The organism is Apibacter sp. ESL0404, from assembly GCF_019469245.1.
In the GTDB taxonomy this organism is placed as follows: Bacteria; Bacteroidota; Bacteroidia; order Flavobacteriales; family Weeksellaceae; genus Apibacter.
The window spans coordinates 917,182-939,415 of the sequence record NZ_CP048267.1; the positions used below are offsets into that span (position 1 = coordinate 917,182).

Sequence of the window (22,234 nt, forward strand, 5' to 3'; positions counted from 1 at the left end):
AGAACTTATTTTCCTTAAGAAAAATAGATTTTAAATAAACCTTGTATACTTTGTTATTATATAAAAATATTTAGAAAAAAATTATGATTGAAACAGATATTTTGATAATAGGAGCAGGTCCTACAGGACTTTTTGCCGTATTTGAAGCGGGATTATTAAAATTAAGATGTCATATTATTGATGCGCTTCCAAATATTGGAGGGCAATTAACAGAACTCTATCCTAAAAAACCGATCTTTGATATTCCGGGGTATCCTTCCATTCAGGCAGGTGAATTAGTTAAAAATTTACGCGAGCAAATCAAGCAATTTCAACCCGGGTTTACTCTCAATGAAACAGCTAAAACCATTGATAAACAAGCAGACGGAACTTTTATTGTTACTACAGATAAAGGTACCCGGCATCATGCTAAAGCTGTGGCGATTGCAGCCGGATTAGGGAGTTTTGAACCTAGAAAACCTTTGATAGATAATATTGCCGATTATGAAGAAAAAGGAGTTGAATACTTTGTAAAAGATCCCGAAAAATATAAGGATAAAAAAATAGTAATTGCCGGAGGTGGAGATTCGGCGTTGGATTGGACCATTGTTTTAGCAGATATCGCTAAAGAAGTAACATTGGTACATCGTAGAAATGAATTTAGAGGCGCTTTGGATTCCGTTGAGAAAGTTCAATCATTAAAAAATCAAGGAAAAGTAAATTTAATCACTCCTGCCGAAATTGTTGGAATCAAGGGGAACGGTAAGGTAGAATCCTTAGTTATTGAAAAGGAAGGGCTAACCTTTGATAAAGAAGTGGATTATTTTATTCCTTTATTTGGTCTTATTCCTAAATTAGGACCTATTGCCGATTGGGGATTGGAAATTGAAAAAAATGCTATCAAGGTAAATAATGCGTTGGATTACCAAACCAATATTGAGGGGATTTATGCCATTGGAGATATTAATATATATCCGGGAAAATTAAAATTAATTCTTTGCGGTTTTCACGAGGCCACCCTGATGTGTCAAAGTATTTACAGTAAAATATATCCCGACAGAAAGTATGTTTTAAAATATACTACCGTTGGAGGTGTACAAGGATTTGACGGAACAGTAAAAGAAGCAGAAAAACCGGTTGTTAAATCAATTCAATAATTTTAACAAATTATATGTCAGAAGTAACTATCAATATCACCGATAGAGAAGGAAATAAACATGCGGTTTCAGCGCCGACGGATATGTCCATGAATATCATGGAATTAATACGAGCTTATGAATTAGTACCCGAAGGAACGATTGGAATTTGTGGAGGTATGGCGATGTGTGCATCATGCCAAATCTATATTTTAAGTAACAATATTCCTTTACCGGAAAAAGGAGATGAGGAAGAGGCTATGCTCTCAGAGGCATTTCATGTTAAAGAAAATAGTCGCTTAGGATGTCAAATTCCAATTACCAATGATCTAAATGGGTTAGAGATTCAAATCGCTCCTTTTAGCTAATTAGCATTATTGGGTAAATAATAAACGTGGAAAAAATTCTGAAATTGAAGCCCTTTTTAGATGAAAAGGTAGAACAATATAATACACTCAATTTTATTGAAACAGATCCCATTCAAATTCCTCATCGATTTAGTAAAAAAGAAGATATTGAAATTTCAGGTTTTCTGACAGCAATTATAGCTTGGGGAAACAGGAAGTCTATAATTAAAAATGCAGAAAAAATAATGCATTTTTTAGACCATGCACCCCATGATTTTATCTTAAATCATTCTTTTCAAGATTTAAAAAAGATTGAAGGAAGTATACATAGAACTTTTAATTCACACGATTTAGTGTTTTTTATCAAATCCCTGCAAAATATTTATAAAAATCACGGAGGACTTGAAAAAGTTTTTTCTGCAGAAAAAGAAGAAGAAGACACTTTCTTAGTAATAGAACGTTTTAGAGAACGATTTTTCGAAATAGAACATTTACAGCGAACCCAAAAACATATAAGCAGTCCGGCCAAAAATTCATCAGCTAAAAGAATTAATATGTTTCTTCGATGGATGGTACGAAACGATCCTAATAAAGTTGATTTTGGATTATGGAATTCCATTTCTCCATCCCAATTGGTTTGTCCACTGGATGTGCATTCCGGAAATGTAGCAAGATCTTTAAATTTGTTGTCCAGAACTCAAAATGATTGGAAATCGGTTTCCCTTCTCATGAAAAATTTAAAAATGCTGGATGCCGACGATCCCGTGAAATATGATTTTGCCTTATTCGGACTGGGAGTTTTCGAAAGATTTTCAAGTTAAGTGGATAAAGAAATTATTGTAATGGCCGCAAGCGCAAGTACCAATCCCAAATAATTGAGTTTATTCATTTTTTCCTTAAAAACTAATATTCCGACTAAGCTGCCCAATACAATTACTCCTAAATTCATCGAAGCAAAAACAAGAGAAGGATTATCTTTAAAAGTTTGATGCGCTTTTAAATAAAAATATACATTTCCGAAATTAAAAATACCTAAAGCAATTCCCCATAAAATTTCTTTAAAAGTAAACCGTATTTTTTGCGCGAAAGTAATAATACAACCAACTATAAAAGAACCAATGAATATAAAAAAGGTGGAAGTCGTAAACGAAAAATTTTGATTTACTGCTATTAACTTATATAAGATGTTAATAATTCCTAATCCGAAAAATATAAGAATAAGGAGATACAATTTAGTATAAGGAAAAGTTTGATCTCCTTTTTTAGCGTAAAATATAAAGAGTATTGAGATAAATCCAATCAATAATCCCAAGATTTTAAGAGAATTGATAGACTCATTAAAAAATAAAAAAGATGCACTCACTGTTAATAGTAAAGACATTCTTTGCGCTATGTCCGTTCGTGCAATTCCCGTATATTTAATAGATTCTGCAATCAATAAAAAAACTACGGGCATTAAAATACTCATCAGAAAATAAATGAACCACGGAGCCGATGAATAATTTAAAGAAGGTAGATCGGGTTTGAAAAGTATATAGCAAAAAATTGCTGAAAATAAATAATTATACGTAATGACTAAAGAAACCCCTTTGGATTTTTTATTATATAGTTTTAATAGGATTGAAACAACTATATTGAAAAAAATACTAATTATAATTTCTTTCATAATTTTTTAAATAGTTAACAAAAATACAATTACAAATTCTAATTTTTTTGAGAAGCAAACTACAATTAATGAAATTTATTAGCAATCATGTAAACTTATCAAACATGAATAATGTACAACTCATATTTCGTATGGAAGAAAAACGAAGAAGCAAATTATTTTATTTCATTCTCTTTTGTAGTTTTTACTAAAAAACTTCTCATATAAGCATAAAAAATTCTCTTAAAATGCAAAATACTTTATGACATTTAATAAAAAAATTTTAGATTTACATACTTTTAGAAAACATATTTATGAGTTTACAAGATTTAGACCAGAATTGGATTAAACAATTCGAAAAGCCTTTAGTAATTGCGGGGCCGTGCAGTGCAGAAAGTGAAAAGCAAGTTATGGAAATAGCTGAGCGAATGGATCGGAATTATATGCAGGTGTTTCGTGCCGGAATTTGGAAACCTCGTACTAAACCCGGAAGCTTTGAAGGGGTAGGGGCTATAGGTCTTAATTGGCTTAAAAGGGTAAAAGATGAATTTAATATGCCTATAGCTACGGAAGTAGCGAATGCTTCTCATGCTAAATTAGCTTTGGAATTTGATGTGGATTACCTTTGGATCGGAGCTCGTTCAACTGTAAACCCTTTTACCATACAAGAAATAGCAGAATCTTTACGAGATACAGATAAAATCGTTTTAGTTAAAAATCCTGTTAATCCTGATTTGGATTTATGGATCGGGGCATTGGAAAGATTGGCAGCTCAAGGAATTAAAAATTTAGGGGTCATTCATAGAGGTTTTTCTTCACACAATAAATCAAAATATAGAAATAACCCTCAATGGCAGATAGCCTTAGAACTTAAAGACCGATTCCCCAATATTCCTATTTTAGGAGATCCGTCACATATAACAGGAAGAAGAGATTTAATTGCAGAAGTTGCTCAACAAGCTTTTAACTTAGAATATAACGGATTAATGGTTGAAGTTCATAATAATCCGGATGAAGCTTGGAGTGATGCCAAACAACAAATTACGCCTGAAGCCTTGAAGGATATTTTGGTAGATATTACTTTGCGAAAAAAAAATGATAACTCGGATGATTTTTCAGCCAAATTAAACCGATATAGAGGAGAAATAGATGAGTTGGATAATCAATTGTTAGGTTTATTAGCAGCCAGAATGGATGTAGCCAAAAAAATCGGAAATCTTAAAAAAGAACATAATGTGGCTATATTTCAACCCGATCGATGGAATGTGTTAAAAAACTTAGCCATTCGCAATGGAGAAAGAATGGGATTATCAGAAGATTTTTTAGAACATCTTTTAGTTTCCATTCATAAAGAATCCGTTGAATTGCAGAATAAAATTATGGAAGAATAATCATAAGTTTTAGATAGTACTAAAAATGCATCAATTTAGGATGCATTTTTTTTATATTTTTGAGTTATGAATGAAGCAATCGTATTAAAATCTACAGGAAGTTGGTATTTAGTAAAAGACATAATAACGGGAAAAGTTTATGATGCTCGAATTCGAGGGAAATTTAAAAAAGATAAAATTAGAAATACCAATCCGTTAGCTGTAGGAGATCGCATACAATACGAATTAGAAGATCATGATATTGCTTGGATAAAGAAAATTTATCCTCGAAAAAATTATATTATTCGCAAATCGGTTAATTTATCTAAAGAAACGCACATTATCGCATCTAATATAGATTTGGCTTGTATAGTTTTTACCCTAAAACATCCTCAAACTTCTTTAGGTTTTTTAAATCGATGCTTAATTACTTGTGAAGCCTATCAGATTCCTGTTTTGATTGTGTTTAATAAAATCGATTTGTTATCCGAAACGGAGTTAGAAGAATTGCAAGAGATTGAAAATATTTATCAAAATATAGGATATTCAACCTTACGAATTTCTGCATTGACCAATCTTCATATAGAAGAGTTGAAAAATAAAATAAAAGATAAAACTTCTGTATTTATAGGACATTCAGGAAGTGGAAAATCTTCTACCATTAATGCTTTACAAGAAAATTTAAATTTAAAAGTAGCGACTATATCAAATTATAATGAAAAAGGAAAACACACCACCACATTTGCGCAAATGTATGAGTGGGATTTTGGGGGGGCAATAATTGACATACCCGGAATTAAAGAATTTGAATTAGTAGACATTCATAAAGAAGAATTACAAGATTATTTTCCCGAAATTTTACGCGAAAAGGCTTATTGCAAGTATAATAATTGCTTGCATATCAATGAACCGAAATGTGCCGTTATTGAAGCAGTCAAGGAAGGAAGAATATCAGAAAAAAGATACTCACATTATTTAAAGTTAATGCAAGAGTTAAAATAATACGTGTGTTCACATTTTAGCATACCGGTAATTTACAGCATAAAATAAAAAAGTCGGATTTTTATAAAATCCGACTTTTTTAATACATTACACATCTTTGATTTAGTTAACACCTCCACCTAAAGCTTTGTAAAGGTTAATTGAAGCTTGTAATTGTTGAAGTTTATCATTTACTTGACTTAATCTTGCATTTAATAAGTCTCTTTCAGCATTTAAAACTTCTGTATAATTAGCATCGCTGTATATTAATAATTGTTTAGTATAATCAACAGATTTAACTAAAGAATTTATCTGTAAACTTCTGTCGTAGTCTTTACTTTTAGCTTTTTCATAAGCAAATAAAGCATTAGAAACTTCAACACTTGAATTTAAAACCGAATTTTTGAAATTAAGCAAGGCTTCTTCTTGTTGAGCTTGTCTTATTCTCAGTTGGCTTCTTAATTTTCCTTGATTAAAAATAGGTTGTGTTAAACCTCCTACCACACTTGCAAAAAGACTGGAGTGGTCAAAGAAATTATCTAAATTCTTTAAGGTAGAATACCCGGCATTACCGGTAATTGTTAAAGATGGATATAAGGATGCTTTCGCAACATTGGTATCTTCAAATGCAGCACGATATGCAAGTTCATACATCATTACATCAGGTCTTTTTGACAATAATTGAGCAGGCACTCCATAGTCAAATTGACTAGGAACTGTTTGTTGTGCCATTGAAGATCTTTGTATAGGTCCGGGAGTTCTACCCAATAAATAACAGATGTTGTTTTCCAAAGCTTTGATATTATTTTCCAAATCAGGAACACTCACTTGAGTAGAGTATAATAAAGCTCTGCTTTGTTCAACAGCTGCACCGGTTACTATGTTAGCTTCTTTTAGATCTTCCATAGTTTTCACATTATCTTCTAATAATTTAATGGTGTTTAGCGTTATTTTCAATTGTTCATCTTGAGCAATTAGAGAATAATAATTATTTGCAATATTTGCCACTAAAGAAGTTTGAACTAAACGTCTATACGCATCACTTTGAAGATAAGAAGCCAAAGCTGATCTTTTGGCACTGGAAATTTTTCCCCAAATGTCAAGCTCCCAGCTTGCAGATGCTCCCAATTGGAAAACTTCTGAATGAGTTTTAACTCCGTTTCCTTGAACAGTATTTAATTTACTGTTAGAATAAGAAGCGTCTGCAGACAAACTAGGTAAATAACCTAGTTTGGCAGAACGAAGCGCAGCTTCTGTTTGTTTTATTCTTGCAACAGCAATTTTTAAATCATAACTGTTTTGAATACCTTCATTAATCAAACTTTGCAAATTGGGATCTTTGAAGTAATCACTCCAAGGAATATCTGCAATAGTTGTACTATCTTTAACAGGCATATCCCTGTACAATTGATTATCGGTTATCTGAGGTTTCTCATATTTAGCGGTAATACATGAACTAAGTACTACTGAAACTAATAATAAGGTTGTATATTGAATTGGTCGAATTTTCATTCTTAATTCTTTTATTTTGTTATACTTATTCATCATCATCATCATCGTTATCGTTTTGTTCTCTTAAAACCACGGAAGGTTTATGCGTTGCCTTTTCCTGTAAAGATTGGAATACTGCAAACAGCATAGGAGTAACTACTAATCCAATTACAGTACCAATTAACATACCACCAATAGCAGCTGTACCAATTGAACGATTACCAACAGCTCCTGCACCGGTTGCTACCATTAACGGGAATAATCCGAAAATAAATGCAAAGGAGGTCATTAATATAGGTCTTAAACGGGCAACGGCACCTTCAACGGCAGCATCAATGATACTCATTCCATGCTCTCTACGTTGAACTGCATACTCTACGATCAAAATAGAGTTTTTCGCTAATAAACCGATAAGCATAATTAAACTGATCTGTAAATAAATATTGTTTGTAATTCCGAATAATTTAGCGAATAAGAAAGCTCCTGCTAAACCTATAGGTAAAGAAATGATAATAGCTAAAGGTAAAATGTAGCTTTCATATAAAGCTGATAATAAGAAATATACGAAAATCAAACACAATAAGAAAATATAAACAGTTTGTGAACCACTGTTGTTCACTTGCTCTCTGGTCATTCCTGAATATTCGAAAGAATATCCTTGAGGAAGCGTTTGTTTAGCAACTTCTTCAATAGCTCTAACCGCATCACCGGCACTATATCCTGCATTGGGTTGTCCATTTACAGGTATGGATTGGTAAAGGTTAAATCTTTGTAGAGATTGCGGACCGTACACTCTAGTCAAGGTAATAAATCCGGCAATTGGTGCCATTTCTCCACTATTGGTCCTTACATACATTCCATTAAGATCTTCTACATTTTTTCTGTATTTAGGATCTGCCTGGATCATAACCTTATATTGTTTACCGAATTCATTGTAATTAGAAGCATATACACCACCAATGTATCCTTGTAAAGCACCTAAAATGTCTGATACGGCTAAACCGGCTTGTTTAACTTTAGCAACATTTACATTAATTTGGTATTGAGGATAGTTCGGGTTGAATGAAGTAGTTGCATACATGATTTCAGGTCGTTGATTTAACGCTCCTAAGAACTTACCGCTGATTTCAGAGAATTTACGGATATCACCTCCGGTTTTATCTTGAATTTGGAATTCAAATCCGTTACTGATACCGAAACCTTGAAGGGTAGGAGTTCCGAAGAAGATAATCTTACCACCTTGTATTCCTGCTGTTCTAATGAACAGTTGTTTTACTACATCGTTTATTTGGATTTTAGGACGCTCTTTCCACGGTTTTAATTTTACTAATATTACGGAGTAGTTTCCTCCCGCACCACTAATAAAGCTCATACCGTTAATTTGAGCAACATTGGATACTCCTTCAATTCCTTTCGCAACTTCAAATACTTGTTTAGCAATAGCTGTTGATTGCTCAAGTGTTGAAGCCGGAGGAAGACTTATATCCCCGATGATAAATCCACTATCTTCTTGAGGTACAAAGTCGGTAGGAGTTGTTTTCATAAGAAAATATAAAATTCCGCAGAAAACAATAATAATTGCAAATGCAGACCATTTAGCTTTAGAGGTCCAAATTAAAACTTTTTTATATCTGTTGGTTAAACTTTCAAAAGCTCCGTTGAATCCGTCTTTTAATTTTTTAACAACAGAATTTTGTTTTTTGTCATCATGAGGTTTTAATAATAATGCACATAATGCAGGACTCAACGTAAGCGCATTAATCGCAGAAAGTACAATAGAAACCGCTAAGGTTAACCCGAATTGTTTATAGAAAACTCCTGAGGTTCCACCAATAAAACTTACCGGAATAAACACTGCAGACATTACCAATGTGATAGCTACAATTGCTCCTGCTATTTCGTCCATCGCATGTAAAGAAGCTTTTTTGGCATCTTTCATTCCGTCTTCCAATTTAGCATGGACGGCCTCGACGACCACAATCGCGTCATCCACCACGATACCAATTGCCAAAATTAATGCGAATAAGGTTAAAATATTAATGGTAAATCCAAATATTAACAAGAAGAAGAATGTACCTACGATAGCCACGATAACTGAAATGGCAGGAATCAAAGTAGATCGTAAATCTTGTAAGAATACTAAAACAACGATAAATACTAATACGAATGCTTCAAATAAGGTATGAATAACTTTTTCAATGGAAGCATTAAGGAAATCGTTCGCATTCATCATATATACAGTTTCTACTCCCGGAGGATAAGAACTTTTTGCATTATCTAAAACTTTTTCAACTTCGTTGATAATTTGTTGTGCATTAGAACCTGCAGTTTGCGCAATACTGATAATTACAGATGGATTTCCGTCGATGGTAGAAGTAATTTGATAGTTTTCAGAACCAACTTCCACTCTTGCTATATCTTTTAATCGTAAAACATCTCCATTTGGAAGAGATTTTAAAACCATATCACCGAATTGTTCAGTACTTACTAAACGACCGGTGTATTTTAACGTATAGGTAAATGTTTGTGCACTATTTTCACCTAATGCACCGGGAGCTGCTTCTAAGTTTTGCTCTGCTAATAAAGCATTTACGTCAGCAGGAGTAATACCGTACGTTGCCATTACGTCAGGTTTCAACCATATACGCATGGAATAGGTATTAGCACCTCTAGCTTGAGCATCACCCACTCCGGAGATTCTTTTTATCTGAGGTAATATGTTGATGTTCGCATAGTTTTGTAAAAATTTTTGATCGTAGTTTTTACTTTTACTAACTAAACCGATAAACAAGATATTACTACTTTGTGTTTTTTGTACAATCACCCCGTTTTTGGTTACTTCCGATGGAAGTAAACTGTTGGCACGAGCTGCCAAGTTTTGAACGTTAACGGCAGCAATATCAGGGTTCGCATCTTGTTTAAAATAGACTGTAATGGTAGCACTACCGTCATTGGTTGCACTCGATGTTATATAAGTCATGTTTTCAACTCCATTGATTTGTTCTTCCAATGGAATGATAACACTTTTCATGACCACGTCGGCATTTGCTCCCGGATAGTTTGTAGTTACCTGTACCGTTGGCGGAGCAATTTCGGGATATTGGGCAACCGGTAGAGAAACTACCCCTAAAATACCCAGAATCACAATTATAATGGATATAACTGTGGAAAGAACGGGTCTTTCTATGAATGTTTTAAGCATTGTTTTATTTCTTTTTTATTATTTAAAGTTATAATACTTCTTTTTACGTTAAGAAAATTAAAGTTGAGGTTTGATTTCCATTCCCTCTTTTAAATTCTGGATTCCGTTAACAACTATTTTATCGTTTTCGTTTAATCCTGAATTTACGATAAAGGATTGTCCATCCGGTGTTGGAGTAACTTTAATGGTTACTTGTTTTACTTTATTATCTTTTTGTACCACGAAAACAAAAGTTTGACCTTGAATTTCAAAGGTTGCTTTTTGCGGGATAACCAAAGCATTTTCAACAGTTGTACTGATACGTATGGATCCGGTTGAACCACTTCTTAAAATACCTTGCGGGTTAGGAAAACTAGATCTGAAATTTGCAGAACCTGTAGATGTATTTACAATACCGTTGATAGTTTCAATTTTTCCTTTTTCATTATATTCCGTACCGTCAGCTAAAATTAAAGTCACCGGTTCGGATTTTTTAATTTTTTCTGCTTGAGTTGCTCCCGGGGTATTTTTAAGGAAATCCAATAATTGCTTTTCATTTAAAGAAAAATATACATATACATTGGAAGTATTCGCCACAGTAGTTAAGGTAGTGGTACTATTAACTAAACTACCTAAACGATAAGGTATGGAACCAACAATTCCATTAACCGGACTGGTAAGAACGGTATAAGATAAATTAGTGTTCGCAATAGCTAAAGCAGTTTGTGCTTGATTTAAAGCGGCACGTTTAGTCTGTAAAGCATATTGTGCAGATTCTAATTGATATTTACTTACAATTCCTTTTTCAACCAAAGGGGTGATTTTTGTTACATCCATAACTGCATTGTCAACTTGAGCTTTTGCAGTTTTAATGGCAGCTTCTGCATTTAATACATTTTGTTTGTATTGTGGAGCATCCAATGTAAATAAAACTTGTCCTTTTTTAACTACAGAACCTTCGTCAACATTAATTGTTTTTATGAATCCTTCAACCATTGGTCGAATTTCAATATCTTCTTCACCTTTTATGGTTGCCGGATAATCTGTTTCCAAAACAGCAGTTTGTGAACTAACTACTTTTACCGGATAGGGTAACACTTGATTGGCTTGCCCGCCCATAGCAGCCATACCTGCTGCATTTTTCTTATCACCGCCACAAGACACATACAATGTGGATGTTGCAGCAGTGAATAGCAAAGCTATAATTTGTATTTTTCTGAGTTTCATATTTATGATTTTTCTAAATTATTGATATTATTAAATTCGTATTCTTTACAACAAGTTTTTTTAATTTCATCAGTATAGATATCGTCATCTAAAAGAGTTACCAAATTTTGTTGAAATTGGTTTTGTTGATCTTTTAATGAACTAAAAAATGATGTATTGAATTTTTTTATAATCTTAGTTGCATCTTTAATAATTGATTTTCCATCTTCTGTTAATGAAATTAGTTTAGTTCTCGAATCTTTTTTGTTAAATTTTCTTTTAATCCATCCTTTCTTTTGTAATGTTCGTAAAACGGTAGAAGTAGTCATGGGATCAATACCTGCTTTATCTGAAAGGCCTTTTTGAGTTACTTCGGTCTGGTTAGTTTCTCCCCATAAAATAGATAAAAGCAAAACTAATTGGCTATGTGTCAAATCTAAGTGTTCAAAGTTTTTTTTAAATTCTCTTTGCCAAAGATTATTTACTTTCCAAAGCAGAAATCCTGTTTTGTCGCTATCTGTAATATTTAGGAGAAATCCCTTATAATTAGTTTGCATAATTTTTCTTTAACAAAAATTGAAAGTGCAAATATAATATGTATACTTACTAAAATACAAATTAATGTTTGTTAAATTTATAAGTTTCCATATAATAAGTGTGCTTATTAATCGTGTTTTACAATATCAAATACTAAGCCAAAATGTATTTGACCTAAATATTTGACGGTGCAAATATATAGTTATTTTAACAATATGAATAAATTTTTAACTTAAATTTTTAAAGACATTCGTAAAATTTTTCAAAATAATTAAGTTAGTTTAAAGGGAAGCTAGATTTTTAAAAAGCTAGTTTTAGCTATTAATTATCATTGGCCATATGCACGGTAAGCTGAGGGAATGGTATATTAATTTTGGCATGTGTAAATTTCTCATAAATGTTTTCATTGAGAAAGAAATAAACTGGCCAATAGTTGGATGATTCAACCCAAACCCTAATTACAAAGTCAATAGAACTGTCATTTAATTTTAATAATCCAATGAAAGGTTCAGGAGACTTTAATATGGAAGTATTAGATCTGATAATTTCATTAAGAATGTCTTTGACATCTTGAAGTGAAGTTCCATAATCAACCCCTATGGTTATATCTATTCTTCTTTGTGGTTGCGTAGAAAAATTAAGTATGGATCCTGTGGATAATGGTCCGTTAGGGATATAGATGGTTTTATTATCACCGGTCGTTAAAACTGTATATAATATACCAATGGATTGCACCACTCCTTCTTGATTTTGAGCTAAGATGTGATCTCCAATTTTTATAGGTTTGTTAAAAAGAATCATGACTCCTCCGGCAAAATTTCCAAGATTGTCTTTCATTGCCATACCAATAGCCAAACCGGCAGATGCAATTAATGCTGCAAAGGAGGTGGTTTGAATTCCTAAAATTCCAATTATGGACAAAACCAACAAAATGGTTAATGTAATATTACATAGACTTCCCAGAAATGACTTGACAGAAGGATCAATTTTTCTCCTTTCTAAAAATTTATGAAATAATTTTTCAATCCATTTTATTAAAAACCTTCCCAGGTAATAAACCACTAAGCAGGTAACAATTTTTATTCCCAGATCATAAACCAAATCAAGTAATTTATTTAGCAATTTTTCAATAGCTGTGGGATTGATTATTTCGTTGGAAATTGATTGATGATTTACTTGGTACAAATTCATTTTTAATTTATTTATTATCTATTAATTATACATTATTATATATATAAGCAAAAATAATACTATTTTATAATTAAATCTTCGAGTTATTAAGATATTAGAAAAAATAGTTTATCCGTCTGAAATTTTTATTTGTTGAATGTTTCACTTTTTTCTGATAAATTATAATTTACCGGTTATTTTAATAGAACTTTATTTATTTTGGTAAATAATTACTAAAATACATATAGTATATTATAAAAAAAATTGATACGTATAAAATGAAAATTAATAATTATAAATTAATATAAATTATAGATATAACGTAGTGAATGTAAAGTAGTTTGAAAAATTAAATAGAAATAAGATTATAAAATTAAAATTTTTGCAGTACTTAAAATTATCTAAATTTGTAAAATAGTTATGGAAAGCAATAGACAAAAGAAAATAAATCAATTATTACAAAAAGAGTTAGCTGAAATTTTTAGGAAACAATCAGCGGAGATGAATTCTAAAATACTAATATCTGTTACCGAAGTAAAAGTGTCTTCAGATTTAGGAGTGGCTAAAGTCTATTTAAGTATTTATCCGCAAGAGTACAGAGAGGCCTTAATTAAGGAAATACAAATTCTTAATCCAAAAATTAGAAAAATTTTAGGTGATAGAATTGCTAAACAGGTAAGGCAAGTTCCCGAATTGATATTTTATCTTGATGTAACCTTAGATACAGTTGAAAAGATAGAGAAAGCTTTAAAAGGCAAAGATGAAAATCCTATTTTGTAATTTTTGTAATTTGTGAAAAATCTATCCTGGTACATAGCCTTCAGGTATTTTATATCCAAAAAGAGCACTCAAGCTGTAAGTATCATTATGTATACTTCTTTAACGGCCATAGCGATTGCTACCTGTGCAATGTTTGTTATCCTTTCGGTGTTTAGTGGATTAGAAAGTTTTAATATTAAACTTTTTAGTGATGTAAATCCCGATCTAAGAATTTTACCTGCAACAGGTAAAACCTTGCCTGATATTGAACGGGTTGAAAAAATTCTTTCTTCTCATTCAGAAGTTAAAGCATTTACGAAAGTCATAGAAGAGAAAGTATATGTTTTGTTTTATGAAAAGGATGAAATAGCATATCTTAAAGGGGTGGATGAAAATTTTTTGAAAGTTGTAAAAATCGATACTTGTTTTCAAGCGGGTAAATTTCCTAACACATCTTCCGATAATGAAGCAGCTTTTGGTAATGCTTTAGCCTATCGTCTGGGTGTTCCTATTGATAAAGAATATTACGCTTCTTTATATATGCCTAAGCCGGGGAAAAAATTGATATCTAATACGGATGATGCATTTAAAAAAGCAACGGTGCATATGACAGGGGTATTTGCTTTAAATGATCAATATGAAAATTATATTTTTGTACCCATACAGTTATCACGCAATCTTTTGAATTTACCTCCTAATAGTGCTTTTTCTATTGAATTAAAAGTTAAGAACAATGTAAAATCCTTGCAAAAGCAATTAAAAGACGAACTGGGAAAGAACTATATCATTCAAAATAGACAAGAGCAAGATGCTTCTTTTTTAAAAATGATGAAAGTGGAGCAATTGTTTATTTATTTGATATTTATTTTAGTAATTATAATTGCCTCATTTAATTTAGCGGGGGCTATTATTATTATTATATTGGATAAGAAATATCAATCCAAATCGCTTATTGCTCTGGGATATAGCATTTCAGGATTAAAAAAATTATTTTTTACCATTGGTATTATCATAACCATGTTTGGAGTTGTTATAGGTATAGTACTAGGAACCTTTTTGACCTGGTTACAATCTAATTTCGGACTAGTAATGGCAAATCCTTTTATGCCATTTCCGGTTAAATTCGATCTTACTAACTATCTTATTGTATTGATTACTGTATTATTTATAGGATTTTCTGTATCATTTTTATCGTCGAGAAAATTAAATTTTTAAAATGTTTTTTTATTTAAATAATTAATTTAATATTGTTAATTGAAAGAAATTGAAGTTCATTTTTTCTATATTTGTATAAAATAAAATATGAATTAACAAACATAAATAAATCATTTATATATTTTATTGAACTAGCTATTTTTAACCGTTATTTATAAAATTATGAAAAAAGTAAAAAAGGCCGTTATTCCGGCTGCTGGTTTAGGTACCAGGTTTTTACCAGCTACAAAAGCATTGGCTAAAGAAATGCTTCCTATTGTAGATAAACCTACTATCCAATTTATAGTAGAAGAGGCTATAAACTCCGGTATTGAAGATATCTTAATTGTAACCGGCAAAGGAAAACGACCTATAGAAGATCATTTTGATTCCAATCCTGAATTAGAAGCTAATCTTAGAGAAAAGCATAAAACGGAATTATTAAAACTCGTTGAAGAAACGACTGATATAAATTTACATTTTATTAGACAGTCTCATCCTAGAGGATTAGGACATGCTGTATTACAAGCAAAAGCATTTGTAGGTAATGAGCCTTTTGTGGTAATGTTAGGAGATGATATAATGGAAGATAAAATACCATTAACAAAGCAATTAATTATGGATTTTGAAAAAACCTATGCTTCTACCATTGCAGTAATGAAAGTTCCCCATGAGGAAACTTCAAAATATGGAATTATCGCTCCTGAAAGAGAAATTGAAAAAGGGTTGTATAATGTGCTCAACTTTGTAGAGAAACCCAAGCCGGAAGATGCTCCCAGTGATCTGGCAATTATCGGTAGATATTTATTGACCCCTGAGATATTTAGTATTTTGGAAAATCAAGCTCCCGGAGCCGGTGGTGAAATTCAATTAACAGACGCAATTGATACACTAAATAAAATTCAAAGAGTCTTTGCTCGTAATTTTTGCGGTACCCGTTATGATGTAGGAGATAAATTCGGTTTTATGAAAACTAATATTCAATATGGTTTAGTCCATCCACAAATAAAAGATAGTTTGCATGACTACATTATTGAATTGGGCAAAGAACTTGAAAAAAAACAAATTGCAGAAAAAGAAAAATTAGCTGTAGTTAGCAAAAAATAATAAAATAAAAAATCTTTCATAAAGTTGAAAGATTTTTTTTATTTAAATTTGCTTCCAAATAATTTATACAATCTAAAGTGAAATTTCTTCATTCCAATAAAATACGAATTATCTATCTTTTATTTTCGATAGTATTCGTATTTAAGATATTTTCTATACAGGAATATATTCACTTAGAACAACATAAAGTAAACAAAATTAGTCATGATCATTGCCAACAATGTCATACTATTTTTCATTTAGGAAAATATCAATTATTTGATGTAGCGGAAGACCCAACATTTATACTTCATCATCACTCTGAAATAATTAATCACCCTGAAGATATTTATACCTTTATATTTTATAAAAATATAAATAAATCTAATTATTTCAACAGGCCACCTCCTAAATTTTCATAAAAATAATAATATGATGCGGATTTTTTAATAAAAATTAAAAAAAAAGATCCGTATTTATATCTTTTTAAAGGATATAACTTTTTTAGTTAAGTCATACCTTATAATAATTATTTTATGAAAAAGACAATATACGTTTTTTTTACGTTTCTTATTTTATTAAATATAAAATCGTATGCTCAATGTACCTTGCATATTAAAGGTAAACTTACCGATTTACATTCCACTCGTGGTATAAAAAACGGTTCTATACAGCTCATAGCAACTAATGGAAAAGAATCCATAACAATAACTGATTTATCCGGAGAATATACTATTTCCAATGTTTGTCCAGGAATGTATCGACTTATCATTTCACATCCTAACTATAGTTCTCAAACATTAGAAATAACAGTAAAGAATAATTTAAATCAAGATATTTCATTAGAACATAATGAAAAAGAATTACAACAAATAGTAACTGTTGGAAAATCTTTAGGAAAAACTAAAACTTCAACAGAAAATAAATTAACCAAAAATCAAATTAATGAATTTTCGGATACTAACTTAGCTAGTGCATTAGCTTCGATTGCAGGAGTGAGTATATTAAAAACGGGAAATAATATAGCTAAACCAATTATTCATGGATTGCATAGCAGCCGAGTGCCCATATTTAATCATGCCATAAGACAGGAAGATCAACAATGGGGTGTTGAACATGCTCCGGATATTGACCTTAATGTTGCCAATTCCATTTCAATCATTAAAGGAGCGGGAGCATTACAATATGCGGGCGATGCTACTGGGGGTATCGTATTGGTTGAACCAAAAAAATTATATACAAAAGATACTCTTACGGGAAGTCTTATAACTTCCTATGTTTCCAACGGCAAAGGAGGAAATACTACAGCCCAAATTGAAAAAGGATGGAAAAAAGGATGGGCTATGCGCTTACAAGGTACTTATAAAAGATCCGGAGATCTATCAGCGCCTGATTATATTATGTCTAATACGGGGCTTAAAGAAAATGATTTTTCAATTCAAGTAGGTAAAAATCAAAGAAATTACGGCATTGAATTATTCTATAGTTATTTCGGTTCAGACACTGGGATTTTAAAAGCAGCGCATGTAGGTAACCTGGAAAATCTTTTAAATGCCATCAATAATAAACAACCCTTAGTTATTGATGATTTTACGATGAAAATTGATGCGCCCAAACAGAAAATTCAGCATAATTTATTTAAATTCAATACTCATTATAATTTTAATTTTGGTAAATTAAGTTTAGTGTACGGATATCAATTTAATAATCGGAAAGAATATGATATCAGAAGAAGCGAACTTGCCGACAAGGCGTCTCTCAATTTGGATTTAACTACACATACTCTCAATTTAGATTACGAATCGATTGCCCATACTAAGCTTAAAACAAAATTAGGAAGCGGCTATTCTTATCAAGAAAATTTTCCAAATGCTGGAACCGGCGTAAGTCCATTAATCCCCTTTTATGAAAAAAATAATTATTCCTTCTATTGGATTGAATATTTTACCATAAATAAAAAATTACTAATCGAAGGAGGAATACGATTTGATCATCAAAAAATAGATGCTTTAAAATTTTATAAAAAAAGCCGATGGGTATCTTTGGGTTACGATAAAAAATATTCAAAAAAAATACTTAAAGATACCGGTCTTAATTATTTGGTAAATCCGATTCTTACCTATAACGGTTTTGCATCTACTTTAGGCTTAAAATTAAAGTTGGGAATGTTTGATGAAATTACATTTAATTATTCATTAAGCAGTCGAGCACCCAACCCAAGTGAATTATTTAGCGACGGATTGCATCATTCAGCCGCAGCTATTGAATTGGGAGACCTAGACTTAAAAAATGAGAAGTCTAATAAGTTCATGACAACCTATAAAGGGCTTGGATTGGATAATAAGCTAACTTTTGAATTAACGGCTTATTATAATTATATAAATGATTTTATAAACTCAATTCCTGTAAGTGCTGAATATACGATTAGAGGAGCATTTCCGGTTTGGCAATATAAACAAACCAATGCTAAAATTTACGGTATCGATGTAATGGCTGATTATCAAATATTGGGACCATTGAAATTTTCCACTAATTTTTCTTATTTGAGAGGAAATGATATAAAAAATAAAACGTCCTTAATTTCCATGCCTCCTTTGCAATGGATCAATTCAATAGAATATAAAAATAAAAAATGGAGAAATTATTTTGCAAAACTTACTTCCACTTCGGTGTTTAAGCAAACGCACTTTCCTAATTATAATTTTGAAATTGACATAGTGAAAAATGGAGCAGTGGTTTCGGAAACATTAGATATTAGTTCTCCTCCTGCTGCTTATCAGCTATTTGATTTTATTACCGGTTTTTCATTCGATATCACAACCATACACACGATGAATATTTCATTAGGTGTAAAAAATATTTTTGACACCGCATACAGAGATTATATGAATCGGTTGCGTTATTATACGGACGAAAGCGGAAGAAGCTTTTTATTAAAAATACAATTTAACTTTTAAAAATATACAATACATATATGAAAATTAAAAATTTAATTTTTTGGTTACCGTTAACTTTACTTTTAGTTACTATTTTTTCTTGTTCTTCCCATGACAGAGATGACATTTTAAATTCCCTACCGGAACACGATCACGATGAAATGTCAAAGGTGATATTGCAATTTAGAAATAGTTCAGACCCAAATTTAATTCGAGAATATGTTTACGAAGTACCGGAAGGAAGCACCGAAATACCGATTACGGATATTAGCTTACCCACAGGAACGTATAATGTTGAAATAAAATTTTATTCACAACATGAAAATCATTTACACGATTTGACCGATGAAATTTTTATTGAAGATGCCGATGATCATTTTGTATTATATCAAAAGGTTGATTCTAAAGGGTTAAGCATTACCTATGCTGATTATGATAATATTGATACATTAGGCAGAAAGTTAGGACATCATACAGTGTGGACCGTAGAAGATCAAGCTTTTTCAACGGTGTATATTTATTTACTGCATCAACCGGCAAAGAAAGATCCTGAAGCAACTTCTGCAGCATTATTAGGTGGTGAAATTGATTTAGAAGCTCATTTTAATGTTAATTTACAAAATAATTAATAAAAAATTGTATAATCTATAATAAAACTCATACATCTTTTGTTTATATTATAAATTAATCTTAATAAGTTAATCAAATTACTTATTAAGTATATTTTATATATACTATAAAATTATAGTAAATAGAAAAACTAACGTTGTATGAAAATTAACTGTTTATTATTGGCAATATCGTGTTTATCTATAAGTAAAATCAATGCACAAATTAATGCATGCTGGAAGTATATATCTGTAAAAAATTATTACAGTTTGGGTATACATTATAATGGATCTTTATGGGGCTGGGGAAAAAATGATAAACGACAATTAGGAGATGGCTCCGACCAAAATAAGTCTCTCCCAACCGAAGTGGATCTTTCCAAAAAATGGAAATTGGTGTATTCCGGTTACAATCATTCATTAGGTATAAAGTCAGATGGTTCCCTATGGGGATGGGGATTGAATGATAATGGTCAGTTAGGTCAAGGAACTAACTATACCAAAATTTATCCGGTTCAAATTGATCATTCCAATTGGAAAAGTGTTTCCGCTGGAGAATATCACTCATTAGCTATAAAAGAAAACGGTACTTTATGGGCATGGGGAAGCAATGAAGAAGGTCAGTTAGGAGATGGCACCACCGACGATAAAAATAAACCGATTAAAATAGGAAATGCAAGATGGAAATCTATAACGGCCGGTTTTAATTATAGTATGGGAATACAGGAAGACGGGACATTGTGGGGGTGGGGTAATAATGAAGACGGGCAGTTAGGGACTGACCAATTTAAATACTCGAATATTCCTGTTCGAATTGGTTACAGTAAATGGAAATACATTACGTCCGGATTTGACTATACTTTAGGAATTCAAGCAGATGGTAGCCTTTGGGCTTGGGGATACAATGAATTTGGCCAATTAGGTGATAAATCCAATCGGGATAAAGATTTTCCTGTTCGTATCGGTCATTCTAAATGGAAAATGGTTGCTGCAGGAGAATACCATTCCTTAGGTATTCAAGAAGACGGTTCACTTTGGGGATGGGGAAAGAATAATAGCGGACAAGTAGGAGACGGAACTCAAGTTAATAAAAATTCCCCCGTATTATTGGATCATTCCCAATGGAAAACAGTTTCCGCCGGTTTTGAGCATAGTATAGGCATCCAAGAAGATGGGAGCTTATGGGGATGGGGTAGGAATGATTACGGAGAACTTGGATTTGGAATAGAATTTAGCAGAAATATACCTACGCAAATATCCACATGTGCTGTGAAACATTGATTAATAATAATCTCTCACATATTCCAATACTTTTTGCATCTTCTCCTTTATTTCCCCGGATGAACCTTGGAAATTGTTATTCATAAAGCTAAATATCAATACTTTTCCCGAATTGGTTTCTAAATATCCGCTCAGGTTTGATACTCCTTTCATTCCTCCTGTTTTTGCAAATATATACGGCGGATTCCCTTTATAATAATTTTTTAAAGTTCCACTAACTCCTCCTGCCGGAAATAAAGAAATTAATCTTTTATACGGAATTTCTTCATAGAGCTTAGTTAAAACATAAACCATATCCTTAGGAGTAAAATTATTATATCTGGAAAGTCCGGATCCATCAACCCATCTGGGTTTTTGTGGCAAATCTTTTAAGTAAGAAGATAACATAAGATTTATTGCAGAGGAGCTGTTTAATTTATCTGAAATGGAAAGACTTCCCATCAGTAGAATTTGTTCTGCTAAAAAGTTATCACTTACAACCATCATTCTCCTGTATAAACTGTCGCCGGGTATGCTATATAAATAGGAAGGTTTTTCTTTGGGAAATTTTTCGGTTAAATAAACGGATTTATTTAGTTCTCTTTCTAAAAGTATTTTAGTTAACGAATCGGAAGTAATAAAGGGTATCTCCATTTTTTTATTATCGGAGTAATGAAACTTATTTTTTCTTAAATCTCTTACAATTTCTTTATGGTCCAATAGTACATCATTTATAAAATAAGAGGGATATACTTGAGTTGGTGAAGAAATAGTTACTAAATTTCCGTACATAGGAAAAGAAGTGCGTTCGGGTGAAAAATATTCTTTATAATCTTCCCAAGACCAACCGGGGCCGTAAATAGTATCATCAAAATTTTTTGTAAATAAAGCTATAGTTTCTTTTCGATTTTTTAAAAATTCAATTACTTTATTTTGTTTAAAATAGGGTTCCAATAGAGTTGGATCTCCTGTTCCACAAATATAAAGCGTGTCATTTTTGGAAACATATTTTAGGGAAGGTATAGAATCAGAAATTAATTTCAATCCGGTATATAAGGTAAAAATTTTTACATTGGATGCCGGAATAAAATACTTATTACCATTATAATTAAAAATTTCCTTTTTTTGCACAGGATCATATAAATAAAAGCCGGCCCACTGTTTTGTATAAAAATCAGAATCAAAATGGTTAATTAAAAATGTTTTTTGTGAATAAAGAGATATACTTATCAAAATATAATAAACTATAAAAAATATTTTTTTCATATGATAACTAATTTATAGCATTTCATTCAAATGTACTACTATGAAATCTTATAATCTAATTTTTTATCTTAAATTTAAAATT

19 protein-coding genes are annotated in these 22,234 nt (G+C 31.4%); 12 read left to right on the plus strand and 7 right to left on the minus strand.

What is annotated here, in order from left to right; all coding sequences use genetic code 11:
• Positions 1–83 precede the first annotated feature (83 nt).
• From GYM72_RS03860 to GYM72_RS03870, 3 genes are read left to right on the plus strand one after another with little or no spacing between them, the layout of a single operon-like run.
• Positions 84–1,136 carry an NAD(P)/FAD-dependent oxidoreductase gene (locus tag GYM72_RS03860; protein WP_220264764.1) on the plus strand — a complete coding sequence of 351 codons (1,053 nt, stop codon included), beginning with the start codon at positions 84–86 and terminating at the stop codon, positions 1,134–1,136.
• 14 nt (positions 1,137–1,150) lie between these two features.
• Positions 1,151–1,483: a 2Fe-2S iron-sulfur cluster-binding protein gene (locus GYM72_RS03865; protein WP_105297415.1), complete on the plus strand. Its 333-nt coding sequence runs from the start codon at positions 1,151–1,153 to the stop codon at positions 1,481–1,483.
• 26 nt (positions 1,484–1,509) lie between these two features.
• Positions 1,510–2,283, plus strand: a complete 774-nt coding sequence (locus tag GYM72_RS03870; protein WP_255571577.1) for a TIGR02757 family protein — start codon at positions 1,510–1,512, stop codon at positions 2,281–2,283.
• On the opposite strand, the gene GYM72_RS03875 is transcribed toward GYM72_RS03870, so the two are convergent.
• Positions 2,280–3,128: a DMT family transporter gene (locus GYM72_RS03875; protein ID WP_160542261.1), complete on the minus strand. Its 849-nt coding sequence runs from the start codon at positions 3,126–3,128 to the stop codon at positions 2,280–2,282. The two genes, GYM72_RS03870 and GYM72_RS03875, sit on opposite strands and share 4 nt — an antisense overlap.
• A 293-nt stretch (positions 3,129–3,421) precedes the next feature.
• Between GYM72_RS03875 and GYM72_RS03880 the strand changes: the two genes are divergently transcribed.
• Both GYM72_RS03880 and rsgA read left to right on the plus strand, forming a co-directional pair.
• Complete coding sequence (locus tag GYM72_RS03880) at positions 3,422–4,498, plus strand: bifunctional 3-deoxy-7-phosphoheptulonate synthase/chorismate mutase type II (RefSeq protein ID WP_105297417.1); 1,077 nt, start codon at positions 3,422–3,424, stop codon at positions 4,496–4,498.
• A 66-nt stretch (positions 4,499–4,564) separates the two neighbouring features.
• Positions 4,565–5,479, plus strand: a complete 915-nt coding sequence (gene rsgA, locus GYM72_RS03885) for a ribosome small subunit-dependent GTPase A (protein ID WP_220264765.1) — start codon at positions 4,565–4,567, stop codon at positions 5,477–5,479.
• 102 nt (positions 5,480–5,581) lie between these two features.
• Here the strand turns inward: rsgA and GYM72_RS03890 are convergent, their stop codons facing one another.
• From GYM72_RS03890 to GYM72_RS03910, 5 genes are all read right to left on the minus strand, one after another.
• Complete coding sequence (locus tag GYM72_RS03890) at positions 5,582–6,970, minus strand: efflux transporter outer membrane subunit (RefSeq protein WP_220264766.1); 1,389 nt, start codon at positions 6,968–6,970, stop codon at positions 5,582–5,584.
• Between the two features lie 25 nt (positions 6,971–6,995).
• The gene (locus tag GYM72_RS03895; RefSeq protein WP_220264767.1) at positions 6,996–10,151 is read right to left on the minus strand and encodes an efflux RND transporter permease subunit; all 3,156 of its coding nucleotides are present in this window, start codon (positions 10,149–10,151) and stop codon (positions 6,996–6,998) included.
• A gap of 57 nt (positions 10,152–10,208) precedes the next feature.
• Entirely contained in the window at positions 10,209–11,357 is a 1,149-nt protein-coding gene (locus tag GYM72_RS03900) for an efflux RND transporter periplasmic adaptor subunit (protein WP_220264768.1), read from the minus strand.
• 2 nt (positions 11,358–11,359) lie between these two features.
• Positions 11,360–11,893: a MarR family winged helix-turn-helix transcriptional regulator gene (locus tag GYM72_RS03905; RefSeq protein ID WP_160556517.1), complete on the minus strand. Its 534-nt coding sequence runs from the start codon at positions 11,891–11,893 to the stop codon at positions 11,360–11,362.
• A 301-nt stretch (positions 11,894–12,194) separates the two neighbouring features.
• Positions 12,195–13,064 carry a mechanosensitive ion channel family protein gene (locus GYM72_RS03910; RefSeq protein ID WP_160542257.1) on the minus strand — a complete coding sequence of 290 codons (870 nt, stop codon included), beginning with the start codon at positions 13,062–13,064 and terminating at the stop codon, positions 12,195–12,197.
• A 399-nt stretch (positions 13,065–13,463) separates the two neighbouring features.
• Between GYM72_RS03910 and rbfA the strand changes: the two genes are divergently transcribed.
• The 7 genes from rbfA to GYM72_RS03945 all read left to right on the plus strand — a co-directional run bounded on the left by rbfA (position 13,464) and on the right by GYM72_RS03945 (position 20,907).
• The gene (gene rbfA / locus GYM72_RS03915; RefSeq protein ID WP_220264769.1) at positions 13,464–13,823 is read left to right on the plus strand and encodes a 30S ribosome-binding factor RbfA; all 360 of its coding nucleotides are present in this window, start codon (positions 13,464–13,466) and stop codon (positions 13,821–13,823) included.
• A 12-nt stretch (positions 13,824–13,835) separates the two neighbouring features.
• Positions 13,836–15,017 (plus strand): ABC transporter permease, encoded by a 1,182-nt coding sequence (locus tag GYM72_RS03920; protein WP_160549983.1) that lies wholly within the window; start codon positions 13,836–13,838, stop codon positions 15,015–15,017.
• A gap of 162 nt (positions 15,018–15,179) precedes the next feature.
• The gene (galU, locus tag GYM72_RS03925) at positions 15,180–16,103 is read left to right on the plus strand and encodes a UTP--glucose-1-phosphate uridylyltransferase GalU (RefSeq protein WP_160565384.1); all 924 of its coding nucleotides are present in this window, start codon (positions 15,180–15,182) and stop codon (positions 16,101–16,103) included.
• Positions 16,104–16,180: 77 nt separating this feature from the next.
• Positions 16,181–16,504, plus strand: a complete 324-nt coding sequence (locus GYM72_RS03930) for a hypothetical protein (RefSeq protein WP_220264770.1) — start codon at positions 16,181–16,183, stop codon at positions 16,502–16,504.
• 114 nt (positions 16,505–16,618) lie between these two features.
• Positions 16,619–19,039: a TonB-dependent receptor domain-containing protein gene (locus tag GYM72_RS03935; protein WP_220264771.1), complete on the plus strand. Its 2,421-nt coding sequence runs from the start codon at positions 16,619–16,621 to the stop codon at positions 19,037–19,039.
• Positions 19,040–19,056: 17 nt separating this feature from the next.
• Positions 19,057–19,647, plus strand: a complete 591-nt coding sequence (locus GYM72_RS03940) for a hypothetical protein (RefSeq protein ID WP_160556523.1) — start codon at positions 19,057–19,059, stop codon at positions 19,645–19,647.
• A gap of 141 nt (positions 19,648–19,788) precedes the next feature.
• A complete protein-coding gene (locus GYM72_RS03945; RefSeq protein ID WP_220264772.1) occupies positions 19,789–20,907 on the plus strand; it encodes a hypothetical protein in 1,119 nt (372 codons plus the stop codon).
• On the opposite strand, the gene GYM72_RS03950 is transcribed toward GYM72_RS03945, so the two are convergent.
• Positions 20,908–22,152: a D-alanyl-D-alanine carboxypeptidase gene (locus GYM72_RS03950; RefSeq protein WP_220264773.1), complete on the minus strand. Its 1,245-nt coding sequence runs from the start codon at positions 22,150–22,152 to the stop codon at positions 20,908–20,910.
• Between the last annotated feature and the right edge of the window lie 82 nt (positions 22,153–22,234).